At 49.4% G+C, this 15,391-nt stretch carries 6 protein-coding genes; 4 read left to right on the forward strand and 2 right to left on the reverse strand.

The genetic code is table 11. The features are described from left to right. Positions 1-120 precede the first annotated feature (120 nt). Together C6W44_RS00755 and C6W44_RS00760 are read right to left on the reverse strand one after the other, a co-directional pair. Entirely contained in the window at positions 121-5,115 is a 4,995-nt protein-coding gene (locus C6W44_RS00755) for a translocation/assembly module TamB domain-containing protein (protein ID WP_105243833.1), read from the reverse strand. A gap of 67 nt (positions 5,116-5,182) precedes the next feature. Next, entirely contained in the window at positions 5,183-8,785 is a 3,603-nt protein-coding gene (locus C6W44_RS00760) for a BamA/TamA family outer membrane protein (RefSeq protein WP_105243834.1), read from the reverse strand. A 331-nt stretch (positions 8,786-9,116) separates the two neighbouring features. Here C6W44_RS00760 and C6W44_RS00765 point away from each other — a divergent pair, with 331 nt between their 5' ends. From C6W44_RS00765 to C6W44_RS00780, 4 genes are all read left to right on the forward strand, one after another. Beyond that, positions 9,117-10,448: an MFS transporter gene (locus C6W44_RS00765; RefSeq protein WP_105243835.1), complete on the forward strand. Its 1,332-nt coding sequence runs from the start codon at positions 9,117-9,119 to the stop codon at positions 10,446-10,448. 115 nt (positions 10,449-10,563) lie between these two features. Further along, entirely contained in the window at positions 10,564-11,208 is a 645-nt protein-coding gene (gene coq7 / locus C6W44_RS00770) for a 2-polyprenyl-3-methyl-6-methoxy-1,4-benzoquinone monooxygenase (protein ID WP_105243836.1), read from the forward strand. Between the two features lie 223 nt (positions 11,209-11,431). Next, positions 11,432-12,544: a tetratricopeptide repeat protein gene (locus C6W44_RS00775; protein ID WP_105243837.1), complete on the forward strand. Its 1,113-nt coding sequence runs from the start codon at positions 11,432-11,434 to the stop codon at positions 12,542-12,544. Positions 12,545-12,780: 236 nt separating this feature from the next. Beyond that, complete coding sequence (locus C6W44_RS00780; RefSeq protein ID WP_105246342.1) at positions 12,781-15,216, forward strand: alpha/beta hydrolase; 2,436 nt, start codon at positions 12,781-12,783, stop codon at positions 15,214-15,216. Positions 15,217-15,391 lie beyond the last annotated feature (175 nt).

The following is a 15,391-nucleotide window of genomic DNA, read 5'->3' on the forward strand; positions in this document are numbered from 1 at the left end:
CGTGCCCCTATTTTAAAAATAGGGATAGCAGTGAGATACATTGCAGTCAAATAAGGAAAATGTATACCAGCTGCGACTCTCAATCTATAACTGTTTTATGTTCAACTAACCATATCCCTTTTAGAACTGCCAACTATACACCACATCCACCGCGTTTTCTGCAGCTGAGGTAGCCTCGACGTAGATGCGCCGTGTCAGCTGATAACGAACAGACAAGCTGTTTTGGGCATTAAACACCCCCACGCCATAGCGAATATACAGATCCGGTGTCACATAACCTGTGACATTGACGTTGGTGTCTTCACTACTGCCTGAGGCATCTACGGTCAGACTTTGCAAACCAAACACCTGACCTATCTGGTTGGTCAAGCTGCGCGTGCCGCTAAGGCCAAAGCTCAAGCCGGCCGCCGCCAAGTTGTTGGTGACCTGCGACTTAAAGCCTTGCTCACTGATTTGGGTGGCGCTCTTATTATTGATTCTACCGGTGACTAGAGCATTCATCGCTTGCTGCTGGGTGAGTCCTGCATTATTAAAGACGATGATATTTGGGTTTTCTGTATTACCCTTAACCCGTAAGCCCACCGTCTTACCACTGATGGTTTTGACCGCCTCGATACTGAGGTTGGGCTTCATCACATCGCCATTAAAGCGTACTTGCCCATAATTTAGCTCCAGACTTTGACCAAAAGCGTTGATATTGGTGCGACGTGACACCTGCACTACTCCTTTTGCGCGCATGATACCAGTGCCATTTTGATTGATGTTAATCGCCCCAGCCAAAGGAATGACCGCACCAAAGCCACGGAAGTTGATATCGTCACCCAAGTCGACACCGATATCGGCATTGATCGACCAAGGCTTGGAGACTGCTAATACCTCATCGATATTGCCAATCAAGCGGCGGTCAAGAACGACGGCATCTTCTGTCTGAGTGATGATATCTTCGCTGGCCTCTGGCGGACGGATGGTCGCTGATGGCACGCTCACTGCCCCTTTGATATCGACATAACGATCGCCTGGACGCACGATGATATCGATGTCAGGGTTGATCTCAGCGACGAGCAAAGGCGGCTGGGTGATGACCAAGCGCTCACCGACGACACTGAGCTTGGCTTGCAGTTTTTGCTGCCAATTCACCGTGCCTGTCAAAGTACCTGAGCCCGAACCACTATTAAAGGTACCATCGATGGTCGCCTGTGTACCGCGGATTTTGGCCTCAGTATTGACATTGGTCAGATTGACGGGCAAATCAAGCATGGCAATACGGCCATCTGCCAATTTGACATCACCATAAAACTGCGGTTTATCCAACGTGCCGCCCAGACCACCTGCCATCGTGACATTGCCCTCCAATACTCGCATGCCGGGGAAAAACGGCTTAAATATCGCTAAATTCAGCTCATTGAGTACCAGCGCGCCAGAGATTGGCTTGGGGGTCTTATAGGGGTCTACAATCACCTCAGCATAGCCACGGGCGCCGCGCCCTGTATTGATATCTGTGCGTAGCTTGATACCTTCAGGCACCGACAACGCAATCAGGGACACGCGTTTGTACGGTAATGTCACCGGCGCACTATCACCATCTTGAATCAAGCCGATTTTGCCATTGTCCGAGTATAGCGTGGTATTGATAGTCGGTGGACGACCACGCTGCCAGCCGACGATGGCCTTACCATTTATCTTGCCATGCCAGTCAATATCTTTGGGCAAAAATACTGAAAACAGCGTGGTATCAAGGTTTTGTAAGGCAATATTGACTTCGCCTTTGTCTGGTGAGGCAATTAAGTTGTCGCGTAGGCACAGCTTGCCACTTTGGTCAGACGCTTGCCAGCAGTGTGCGGCCAGCTGTACTTTAAAGTCGTTGCGACTGCCGTTTTGCTCATGAGGCAAATTGACAATCAGCTGAGCAGGCTGCAGCTGGTTTAGGGTAGCGTATTTAGACTTTATACGCCCTTTACCGATGACCCCTGACCAGACAAGCTTGTCACGATTAAAGCCGCCTTTGAGTCTGGCACCAATATCGAGCTGCTCATTAGCCACATCCAGATCGACTACATGGGCCTGCTCGGTGCCATTAAAGGACGCTTTGACACTTTTAAAGCTTTGCCCTGCTGCATCCAGACCTTCTGCTGTCACGATAAGCTGGCTTGGACTGTTTGCTAAATTGACAAGCTTGCCGCGCACGCCACCTTGACGCAGGATAAATCCTGGCAGCGCGATGCGCTCACCGACCAAATCGATATAAATGGTGGGCAGTGCCTGTCCTGCTGGCTGCGATAAGGTTGCGCCGCCTGTGACTTTACCCGCAAGTTTGTCTGATAGCTGATCAAGGCTTGTGATATTGATTTTGGTTTGTAGCTGCTGGGCGTTGCCATCAGCAGTGACGTAGTTGTCGCCCCAGCGTAGCACCAAATTATCGGCATTTAAGCTATCGATTAGCGCATTGACTTGTTTATATTGCGCTTGCGCATCCTGCGTTTGTAAGCGCTTAAAGTAGCTTGCTAGATCTTTTGGCAACCGCATTTTCGCCGTCAAGCTGCCTTTGGCACTAAGCGGCTGGCCTTTTAGTCGACCACTTAAATCTACCTGTCTGATATTGACGGTTTGCTGATTGTCACCCCAGCGGCCATCCGTATCGATCGTACCAGTGATGAGGCTTGGCGTATCTTTTAGGAAGTATCCGATATTAAAACGATCCATGACCGCCTTGATATCCCACGCGATGCCTTGACGTACATCAACCGTACCTGTCGCATCGATACTACCCGCAGCGCCTATATGACGCAGACGCTTGATACGAATCAACTGAGCATCGCCGCTGGCATCTATCGTCAGCTGACCCACTGGCAGCTGATCGGCGTCTAACACGCCATCGAAGTTTATGGCAAAACGCTGCAGCTTTCCTGAGGCGTTGGGGTTGTTTTTGGCAGCCGTTTGCCACGCACCGCTGGTGGTCAAGTCGCCTGTGATAATCGCTGGATTATTGGGTAAGAAATACCCCACATTAAACTTGTCAAAACGACCATCTACTGTCCAGCCGATATGGTTGCGCAGGTCGATGACACCCTTGGCATTGACCGCCCCTGCTTCACCGTTATAGGTTACGTTTCGAATACTGATGAGTTTTGGCGTGCCCGCTGCGTCAATTGAGAGGCGACCTTTTGGTACATCAGCGGTATCGACTTGACCAGCAAAACGAGCGTCAAACACCGACAGCTCACCTCCGACGATATCGACACTGGCATCGCCTGTGCCTGTCAGCCCAATACGACGGCCGTCTTGTGTGGTATCGAGCGCTGCTTGTAAGTCAGTATTGTTTAGGGTGACGATATGACGCTGGCCGCGCGCGCCGCCCTTATTGATATTGAGCAAACGACCGCGCGCGCTGATACTGCCAGTCAGGCGCTCTAGCGGCAAGTCGCTACGATACGCTTTTGGTAGCAAGCCATTGGTACGTGCATCTATCTGCCATGTCAGCGGACGGTTTTTGCGCGCCAATTGGATCTGGCCGGTGCCAGACAAGTCGCCCACCACACCATTGTAGTTGAGGCGATTGATATCAATGACGTCGCCAGCTTTACGCACGCGTACATCATAATTGCCTTTAGGGGCAGCGTTTAGCTCATTGATGCTGGCATTGGCATCGACCGACAGACGCGAGCCGCGAATGATGACGTCTGCTTGCCCACGTGGGCTGTCGATATTGCCGATGCTTGGTACATCACGGCGGATGAGGTTTTGCCAATTGGCATCGATATACCAAGGCGCGGCTTGTGTGGATTTGGCCGATACTTTACCACGCGCGATATTGGCGTTGACATGCTCTCCATCACGCTGGCGCAAATCAGCATCTATCTGTAGATTACCATTACTGTCTTGCTGCTGATAATGGACTGACAGTCTGCCATTTAGTTTTTGCGGTGCATATGCTTTAAAGTCGGCGTAGTCATCTGGAATGGCACGGCGAATATCAAAGTTACTGCCAGTGGCGCGCACTTTGGCATCAAAGCTGTCTTGCCAGTCCAAGATGCCTTGTAATACAAGATTACCCGCGGGTACTTGAGCATCTAAGCGATCGACGCGCAGCTGACTATTGGCAATGATACCGCGGCCTTGATAATGTCCTGATGGGATATCTTTGGCAGTCAGCTCGGTATTGATGCGCAGACGTATTTCGGAGATGACCCCTGTGGCTGTCGCCGTACCGCTTTGTAGGCGGATGTTTTGGCTCTCAGCATACGGAATCAAAATATCATCCCATTGCAGCTTTGCCTGAAACGGCGAGCCGTCATCTAAGCCCTGAGCGACAAAACTACCGCTGACGTCGCTGTCGTTATAGCGGCTACGCACTTTACCAACGGTGCGTTTTAGCGTACCTGTGGCCGTGACATTGAGCGGATCGATATAGGCTTTTTCTAGCGCGCTGACCTCTACGATAGCGCTCAAATCTAGCGGGTAATCACCCTGCAACTCAATCTCACCTTGCAATGCGCTGACGTTGACGATATCAGCATACTGCAAGTCACCGCGACCCAAAGCGACCTGCGTACCAACCCACGTCAAATCACGGGCGGCGATATCATGCACCACGATAGGCTCTTTGGTCACTTGTTTATAAATAATGTTGTTTATTTTGGCCTGATCAAAACGCAGGTTCACTGGTAGTTGCAGGGTTTTATAATCAAATGGCTCGCCCGTTGGCGGCTGGTTGTTGATGATCTCGATGGTATGAATGTCTGCATCGCGCAAATGCACTTCTTTGGCAAACATCGCACGCCAGCCTATTTTGACATACGCCTTATCGACCAAAATCTCAAGGTCGTCAGTCGCGTTGATATCGATATCGCTGACCCAAATACCATCGCGCAGATTGCCACGGCCATATTTGAAATCAATGCCTGTCTCAGCACTGACTTTTTCTAAAATAAACTTCGTGCCCGACTCGGTACCTGCAGCATAAAAAAACGCCACAAACATAATCGCCAAGACGATGGTGATGAGTACCAGCAGTTTGAGCAAAAAAGACAGCGGATACCAACGCCTGACAGCACGAGCATCGCGCTGTGCTGGGTCTTCATCTGGTGCGTTATTGGGCGGGGTGTTTTTTGTCAGCATGACACTCAACTACGTTAAAAAATGATGACCAGCAATGGCACGATAAATACGAAAAATGACAATAAAGCTATAAGGGCGAACCAATAAAGAAGTGCAGTCTAACCGGAATACTCTCCTCTGTCACACCCGCGGCGACATCCACCCGTACCACACCGACGGGGGAAGCCCAGCGGATACCGACACCGACGCCGACCTTGGTATCTGTCTCAAAGTCTTTGTCGTAGGCATTACCCACGTCCGTAAAGAAAGCACCGCGAAACCCTGGTCTAAACTCATAGTTATACTCAGCGCTACCGACTGCCAGCACCTGCCCGCCTGTCAAGTAGCCCTTATCTAGCGGGGATAAACTCTCATAGTCGTAGCCGCGAATGCTTTGGTCGCCGCCTGCAAAAAAACGCAGCTTATAAGGCACATCATAAAAATCATCTGCCCAAATATAGCCTGTATTGAGACTGCCTAATACCTGATGTTTTTTATCGTCACCAAAGCTATAAATACCACTGACACCAGCGCGAACGATGGCCAAGTCGGTGTCGCTCAGCGCTTTGTCAGTCCCAGCTTCGAGCGAGTAATACTGGCGGATACCGCGAGTCGGGTTGGTCGTACTGTCCACGTCGGTTTTGTTCATACCATAGCCAAACAGTAATGCTCGCTGTTTGGGTTTAGAAGACGTAAAGCGAATGGGCAGGTCATCAAGCTCTGTCTCATCTACGCCCGTCTCTAGCTCATCTAAGCGATAACGCATAGAGTAGCTGCGGTTCCAGCCACTGTCGCGGCGGATGTTACGGGCAATGGCCGCTTTTAGCGTTTTGGTGGACAAATCAAAGTTACCTTCGCCTTGATCAATGACCTCTTCTTCATAGGTCAGACGCCCATCTAACTTATCATTGAGCGGATGTTTCCAAGGCCTGCTGCCATAGACAGCGACATTTTTCGTGATTCTTGAAACCTCAGTCTCTGCCCCCGCTTGATAGCCTTGACGATTGAGCAAATTATAATCTATTTTGGCAGTGGCCCTGACACCTGTGTCTGTCCCATAACCCAGACCGACTTGCGCATCACGCGGCTTGTTGGAGGACACAAAAACATACAGCGGTACTTTTTTGCTTTCAGCTACGTCTTGCGGGGTTTTACGTCCTGCCAGCGTGGGCGGCACAAAGTTTTCGTCGGCCAGTAAGTTTTTTTCATCTGGAAATATCTTTTGTGCCACATTACTGATGGAGTCACTGATTTTACCCAAGATGCTATCCGCCTCTTGGTCTTTTTCATCGAGTACGCGATCGTTTGGCAAGCGGCTTAAGCGCTCAGCTTTTTGTTTGATGGCTTGTAGCTTATCCAGCGTGGCTTCGTCTGCCTCAAACTCGATGGCCACGATATCGGCAGGGTCGACCGTCGCGCCGCTATTACTGGCCGAGCTTTCGCTTGCGACACCGCCGTTTTCTGCACTCATACGCCCGTCATTACTGACTGTGCTGGCTGCCGTAACGGCATTATTGGTCGTACCATTATTGACATCATTGTCCAACACCTCATTGCCATTGGCAGTAGGCGCATTGTCAAAAGCCAACGTGCTCGCCTCACTACTCTCATCAGGTGGCAAAATGGACTCTACGTTGACGGTGTTAAAATAACGGGTCGCCGACAAATCGTTACTAAACTTGGTCACCGCTGGCCGATAAAACTTGTCGCCCGGCTCAAAGCCGATGAGCTGCTGTAACAATGATATCTCAACAGGCAGCTTGTCAGGGTCTCGTGTCAGGGTGTTGGTCGCTTCATCATAAGTAAAAAACACCACGTCATCAAACTCGTAACGATCGCCTGTGTTATAAACCAAAGCGACGTCGGCGGTGTTGTCTGGCAAGATGATATCAACCGATTTGTTTAGCCAATACTCATCAAAATAACCATAAGTGTTACTCAACGACTCCAAAGCCGCTTTGCTGTTTTTGTAGATGCGGTGGTTAAAGATATCGCCCTCTTGTGGTGGCAAGTCCGTTTCGAGCGCAGCAAACTCCGGCTGCTCACCGCCTTCACCGCGAATCTCGACGATGCGGCTATCCACACGCACCGGCTCTCCCAGATTTTCGATGATGACATCAATCCTATCGCTGTTAGGCTGACGCAAGCGCAAAGTCACATCATAATACCCCACCGCTTTTGCCGCATCTAATGCCGTCTGACGCAGGCGAGGCAAAGCTGCGGTAAAGTCAACGACCGACTGAACCGTCGTATCATCCAGCGCCGCTTTGATGTTTTTTATCGGTTGGGTATCGTCGTCGGCTTTTTTGAGCTTTGGTTTGCCATCGCCTGTATCTGCTGCCTGCTGCAGATAGACAGTGGTGTCGACATGCGGCAACGCCCTCACTCCCCCATTAAACAGGCGATTATAAAGGCGCTTGATGATATTGCCATTGTTACGGGCTAGCGGTTTTTTTTCATCAGCTTGCTCGATACTTTGGCTGACCGCCTGCGTATCGGTTTGATAATCTGGCAAATAGTCATCAGGATTGATGTTTTGTGCTGTGGCACTTTCTCCATTAGCAGCGCTGGTATTGGCCACAATCTCGCTATCAGTCGCTTCATTAGTGCGGCCACTGCTGACCGAATCACTAACATCGATCGGACGCGACATGACTTCGTCTGTCTGCGCTTGTGTTGCCGTGCGCTCAGCTTTCTCATTTTTACCCAGCGTCTCCAAGTTACTTGGGACTGGCAAATTGGTGGCATCCAGTGCAACATCCAAACCCACGGGCGGAGTGGTATCGTCCAAACTGGCAATCGGAGCATCAAAATCTCTGTCATAGCGACCAGCGCCGTCAAGGGGGCTGACATTGCCATTGCCAGTCACCGTGCTATTACTCTCTAGTATGTCATTATTTTGACGATTAATAGCTGCCAGCTCACGCTCTATCTGTTCAGGCGTCATCATCTGATAACCCTGCTGCTGTACCTCAGCGGCCTGTTGCAACAGATTGTCGTTCGCGCCTGTATTAGACATATCACTAGCCAGCGCATCATTATTTAGGGCATTGTCGTTAGGTGAATTGTCATTAAGTGAGTTGTTATTCAGCGCATCGTTATCGACACCATCTATCATACTTCCCTGATTTTTTTGATGACGGTCAGCGCCATTTGTGTTATTCGTCTGGTTATTCGATCGGTTTGAGGGGTCGTTAATTGAAGAGTTACTATTTACAGCATTTGACGTTTCAGTGTTTGATTTTTTAACGGTTGATTTTTTGAGATCTAGACTTTGCTCACTATACTCATCGAGCACAGATTGATCGATAATACCTTGCTCCACCGCTTTTTTTAGGCGTAGCGCGTCTAGTGCAGCATCTACTTGCGAGCCATCCTCTAACGGCTCACGCGGTGCTGAGCTAGCGCTTGAACGACTGTTAGCAGACTGAGTGGCAGGAGCTTTGACCATGACCGTAGGCGGCGCATCAGCCCATACCGTAGGCGCCACCCCAAAACCCACCAAGCTGGTCGTCAGCGCGGTAAATAATGCTGAGCGTGTAAAGTGCGCGCACACGGCGTGAGGTCGAGCCCTGTTATCAGAGCGGATAGCCGTACTGGCACTCTCGCTATGACTACTCACGCTATGACTACAGGTATCCTGCGGCGTCAGCAATACGTTGTGCGTTAGAGTTGATGGCTGGTGCTTCATGATTGGTTCCTATCAGCTCACGCGGTACCGTATCAACAACGATGGCCATTGTTTAGCATTACCGGTGAATAAACTTATCGCAGTGGTCTGAATTATCACTATATTTGGCAATATAGCCATATAAATTTACAAATCATAACTTAGATAATTATGAAATCATAGCGTTGTACGCATGTATTTTTGGCAAAGCCTTGCTATTATACGGCTTAACAGCTACAAACCCTATGCTATATTTTTATAAGTTATTGATATTAATAACAATCAAAATCATCCGACTGTTTTATTTGACGGTTTTTTACTCATCAACCGCGACCCATCGGTAGGAATTTTCATGGCAAATCAGTTTCAATTATTTAAGCATCGCCGTTTTAGCGCCATGTTTTTTACGCAGTTTTTGGGCGCCTTTAATGACAATATTTTTAAGCAAGCGCTGATATTGGTACTGACGTATACGGCGGCAAGCCAGCTGGGTATGGAAGTCAGTATCTTAAACAACTTGGCCGCCATGCTGTTTATTTTGCCCTATTTTTTATTTTCAGCAGTGGCAGGCCAAATCGCTGATAAGTTTGAAAAATCCAAGCTGACGCAGTTTATTAAATTACTTGAGCTGGTGATTATGGCGGTGGCAGCCGTGGGTTTTGTCTTTGAATGGTATGGTTTGCTGTTTGTGGCGCTGTTTTTGATGGGCACGCATTCGACGTTTTTTGGGCCGATCAAGTACGCTTATCTGCCACAAGCGATGAAAGAAAATGAGCTGGTCGGCGCTAATGGCTTGTTTCAGATGGGCACTTCACTGGCGATTTTACTGGGGATGATCGTCGCTGGGATATTGACACAGCTCTCCGCATCGCTTTATTGGATCAGTGCGACGGTGCTGTTGGTGGCTATGCTCGGCTATTTGGCCGCACGCTTTATCCCGCTGATGCCTGCGATGCAGCCGGCGCTGACAATCAACTGGAATATCTTTACCACCAGTTTGAGTACGGTACGCTATCTATACTCCTTGCCGTTTTTGTTTTTTGTCATTCTTGGCAACAGCTGGTTTTGGTTTTATGGCGCGACGTTTTTGACGCAGACGCCAGAGTTTAGCAAGGTCATCTTGCACGGCGATGAGTCGGTGGTGATTTTTTTATTAACGCTGTTTTCAGTTGGCGTATCGATCGGTTCACTGCTATGTAAGTCACTGACCAAAAACCAAGTCAGCTTGCGGCTATTGCCGTTTGGTATTGCAGGTTTGAGTATTTTTGCTGTCGATTTATATTGGTCCTTATCTAGCCTAAATATGGCTGTCGCTGATGGCACACTGCTGGGTATTGGTGAGTTGGTTGGGATGAGTGGCACGTGGCGCATCTTTGCCGACTTATTCTTTTTGGGGTTTAGTGGCGGCTTATACATCGTGCCACTGTATGCGTCGATGCAGGCATATGCGCCAAAAAGCCACCGTGCGCGTATCGTGGGGGCCAACAATATCTTTAATGCAATATTTATGGTCACCTCAGCGATTTTTTCGATTGTTATTTTAAACACCTTGGGTTTGACGCTACCGCAGTTGTTTTTGGTGACAGGCCTGCTAAATATCACCTTTGGCGTGTTTTTGTATATCAAGCTGCATAAACATATCAAAGCGGCGGTCATCCAAACCCATGATGCGAGCGTTTTATAATACATTTCGCAGTCGATATGTAGGCACGTGCATAATAAATAGTAGTGCTGATATTTTGGATTGTTTGCTATAGTAATATTTGTTGTTTTTGATTATAAGTCATGAGGAGTGAATTATGGCCCCGCGTCCTTTGTCCAAAGTCGACCAGTTGTTAGTTGGGGTCGATAAGGCGTTACGAGCTGTCGTCCCACATTCAAATCCTAGCACGCGCCCCTTACCAGTGAGTAGTGATGAGATTCCTGAGCTGAGCATCACCGAGGCGCGTCATGTCGCAGGGCTGATGCGCATCAATCACACAGGCGAAGTATGCGCGCAAGGCCTGTATCACGGTCAAGCCTTTAGCGCAAAAGACGACGGCGTCAAACAAGCCATGCAGCAGTCTGCCGAAGAAGAAGTCGACCATCTGGTATGGTGTGAGACTCGGCTAGACGAGCTTGGTAGCCATGCCAGTATTTTTACGCCGCTGTGGTACGGCATGTCTTTTGGTCTGGGCGCGGTGGCAGGTGCTATCTCCAATGAGTTTAGCTTGGGGTTTGTCGCCGAGACAGAAGCGCAAGTCAGCGAGCATTTACAAGATCATATCACCCAGCTACCAGAGCAAGACCAGCGCTCAAAAGAGATATTGGCACAAATGGATATCGAAGAGCTGCATCACCGTGAGCTGGCGCTCGCAAATGGGGGTGCGGCGCTGTCACCCGTTGTACGCCAGACGATGCGTTGGATGGCCAACCGTATGAAGGCCACCGCTTACCACTTATAAAAGCTATCGTATTAACAATCCTACTACTGATAGCGCTCAGTTTAATTTGCTAGGGTATAAAAAATTTGTACGCTTTTGCCTTGAGATGTCTCAGGTATCTGGTATCTTCAGATGAGTAAATACTGCCCATCAGCTACATTATAAAATCATACAACAACCGACCTATGAATACTAATAAACACTAACTTACTAATATTGACTTACTAATAAGGTAGCTATTTTTATGAAAACCACTACATTATCGACCAGCGTACCTCCCAAGGCACCAGCGCTGGCAACTCTGACAGCCGTTGCTGCCGCTTGCGCCATGATGCTCTCTGCGCCTGCTCATGCAGCCGAAGCACAAGCTGCGAGCAGCGCGACTGATGCCACTAACGCCGCCTCTGTACCGAGCGCCATCGACTCAAGCAAACGTGTCATTCGTCTATCTCAGCCAAAGGCTGATAACGCGGCTAGCACAAACAATGCACCAGCCCCTCAAGCTGCCGCGCCGCAAACCTTCACCGCACCGCAGCCACCCACCGTACAAAACCGCCCGCCGATGAGTACGTTGCAGCCACAAGACGTCAGGCCACCAGCGACGCCTGAATTCACTGGTACCACACGTGTCTACGATCCAGGTCCGATGAATGCCACTGGCATCGACCTTCGTAGTGGTCAGCTGACCAACATCCCCACGCCGCAAGTACAACTGTCTGATGTCAGCTTTGTGCCAACGGTACTGATTCCGCAGCAGACGGGCGATAATAATGACAAGCTTGATGTCAGCCTACTCGATGACTTTATCAAAGATGTCTCACCCAACGCTCGTCATTACCCACCCAACTTCCCTAACCGCTCACAGCGTCACTACACCCGCGAAAAAATCAAGGTGTTGGCAGAGTGGATTGAGCCTTATGCCAAAGAGCCAAACGCGTCTTATGATGTACTGATTCGGGCAGCGAAGCTCAATGGCATGGGCCGCAACCTAGACTTGGGCTCGGACTATACCATCCGCGGTGGGCAGTATGTGGATCGCGCCATCAAAATTCAGCCAGACAGCGGCGAAGCCAACTTCTTGTATGGCATGATGCTCTCAGAAGGTGGCGGGTTTAAAGAAGGTCAAAAATACTTAGACCGTGCCGTCTCGTTGGGCTACACCGAAGCAGAGCAAAGCTTGGCACAATCAGACCTTCTTAGCGATCGCCGTGACAAAGCCTTGGAGCGTCTGCGTCGCCTCGAAAGTCAGAACCCCGACAACGACATTATTCCTCAGCAAATCAAACTTATCGAAGAAGGTAAGTTTTATATCTGGGATATTCCTGCCCCTGACATCAATGTCAAACCAAGCGTCTAATCTGCTGTACATCAGCCTGTTTGACCGATAGCCCCTATAGCGCCTTCATTTTCTCACTAAAAATGAAGGCGTTTTTTTGCTGGATAATAAATAGTCTAATCACAAAAGTTACGCTACACTTATCTGCACGCCTGCCGGCACTCCTTCGCCTTTTTGATACTCGTTTTTGGGATTGACTTATGACGCCGTTTAGCCTTATCAAACCGATGATGCACACCAATCAAAAAATGCGGTCGATGACCCTAGCAGTCTTGCTTGCCGTAGTAGCGCTACTGCCTGCCTGCAGCACGGTTTCTGTCAACAAACAAACCTCCGCAAAGACCATCACCGACCAGCGCGGCAATATCGTCACTGACAAAAAACTGAGTAGTGACACCGCCTCAGCGCTGCTATCTGCAGGGCTAAACGAGCAAGCCTGTATGCAGCAGTTTGATCTGTGCTTGACGCAGCTGACTGATAGCATACTAAATAAACATTACCGCCCTGCTTTAGCGATTTTTGCCGAGCTACACTATGCCAAAGCCCGTCAGCTGGCACGCTCGCAAGCTTGCCGCGACGCCTTGTCTCGTCCGCCGCTTGATCCCTACTATGCCAATGCGCCGCTAAGTGCAGAAGACGCCAAAGCCCAGCAACAAAACACCAGTCGCTGTCTCAATGACTATCAAGAGCGGCTATTTGATGCAGTAAAATCGAGCTACACCTATTTATTTTATGACGCGCTCGTACACGATTTTGAGGGAGCGGATAAGGCCAGCGGACAGTCGCAGCAACAAAACCGTATTCCCAATGATACGGATATTCAGACCCAAGACATATATAACGCGGCCAGCAACGATATCATCACTCAGCTGTACAAGTCCGCTGATGGCACGGACAAACTGATGGGCGAGGCACAGATAGAATACCTCCCCATCACCTCAAGCAAGCGTGATAGCAGCGAGAAAGCAGCCATCGCCAATTTATCATCGCTCACAGGCAAACCCACTGACCAAATCAAAGTGATGAAAATAGCCGTCGATGACTATCAGCTTGGCGTCTATCTGCCAAACGAAAACAGCTACTTACAAAATGCGCACAAGCAAGCCTCAGCACTTGCTGACCTAGTCTCCACTTACGAGCTGCGCCTCTCTGGCCTAAACTCTATCAGCAAACGTCCGGGGCTGGGCATCAGCCTAGTGGCATCGTTAGATGATCGTTATACCACAACGATTCGGCAACTATTGGCGTCGTCGTTGGCGGGGCGCTTGTCCTATGAGCAAAACAGCGACAGCGTCAATGAGAATGAGAGCGACCCAAGCTCGCGTATCTATCCTACAGGCCATTTGCTATTGACCGGTCTTATCAAGCCCAGCGGCAATAGCGTTTTAGACACGCTGAGCAGCCGCACGCTCGATATCCATCTTTATAACCCGTATCAAACAGAGCATGTCAATATCTTGGGTGATAACTACCCCATCGCAGCCAATTTTTCGGCAGGCTATGGTCTTTGGTTGGCAGAAAACCAGCTGGATGGTGTCGGTTATCTTAATCTCATCACTCGCCAGCCTGACGCCCGAATGCCCAAGCTGTTTATGCTCGAGCCCTATGACCCTGATAAGCGCGTGCTGATTATGCTGCACGGCCTTGCCTCTAGTCCTGCAACGTGGGTCAATTTGACCAACGATATTTTGAATGATGATAAATTACGTGAGAATTATCAGGTTTGGCAGATATTTTATCCCACTAACTTGCCTATATTAGAAAACCGTTATCAAATTCAGCGCCTGATCAATAGCACTTATGCCCAGACCGACCCACAAGGGCAGAACCGCGCCAGCAAAAACAGCGTGATTATCAGCCACAGCATGGGCGCTGTCATCGCCCGTATGATGCTATCAGACGACAATCTGGTCGACGATTTAGACAGCTTAGACGATCAAAACCTGCTCTCTAATAGCGAAAAGCGGCAAATTCGTGATGCTCTTAAAGCCTCATTTGGTGAGACCGAGCTCAAAGAGCGCTTTGAGCTCACAACCTTACCGCAAGTGGATACAGCGGTGTTTTTATCAGCGCCGTTTCGCGGCACCGATTATGCAGACCGCTGGTTTACCCGTGCGCTGCGCCGCATTGTGTATCTGCCCGTTGGGCTGGTCAAGACGGTCACAGACAATCTGGCGACCATTGCCACCCAAGGCGACTTGGCACAAAACCCACTTGGCGCTTTATACCTACAAAACGGTGCCAGCCAATTGAGTGACAAATCCTCATTTATTCAATTGACCCGAGACATCTCCATCAATGACCGTATTACTTATCACTCCATCATCGCCAATAACGATTCAGATATCACCAAAGGGCTGGCACAGATGCAGCCAGGCAATGCCAAAATCGACTTGTCACAAGCCATAAAAGACGAGAAAGACAGTCACGCTACCAACACTAGCGCTACCGACACCGCCGACGCTGCTAACGATAAAGCATCGACACAGCCGCTGGTGGCCGCAGTCACCGTCGATAAAAACATCAGTCAAGCGTTGACTGAACGTCTATCAGACGGCATCGTACCTTATACCAGTGCGCACTTAGACGGTGCAGCTTCTGAGACCATTATAAATGGGGGTCATAGTATTCAGAGCAACCCCCAGACCATCTTGACGCTACGGCGGATCTTGCACAAGCAATTACAAGAATAACACTCAAGCCGTTGCCGCAGATAATGAGCAGCTGACTGTAAGGAAATGTAGAAGCGCTACAAACTGATAACATGTTGCAGATTTGTACCTCACTCGATGATAGACAGGCATAATAGCCGCCCTGATAGTAGTGCAGAAACTTTATCACAACTAATTGTTTTTACTGTTATTTTAA

It is taken from the genome of Psychrobacter sp. Marseille-P5312, assembly GCF_900291405.1.
Lineage (GTDB): Bacteria > Pseudomonadota > Gammaproteobacteria > Pseudomonadales > Moraxellaceae > Psychrobacter > Psychrobacter celer.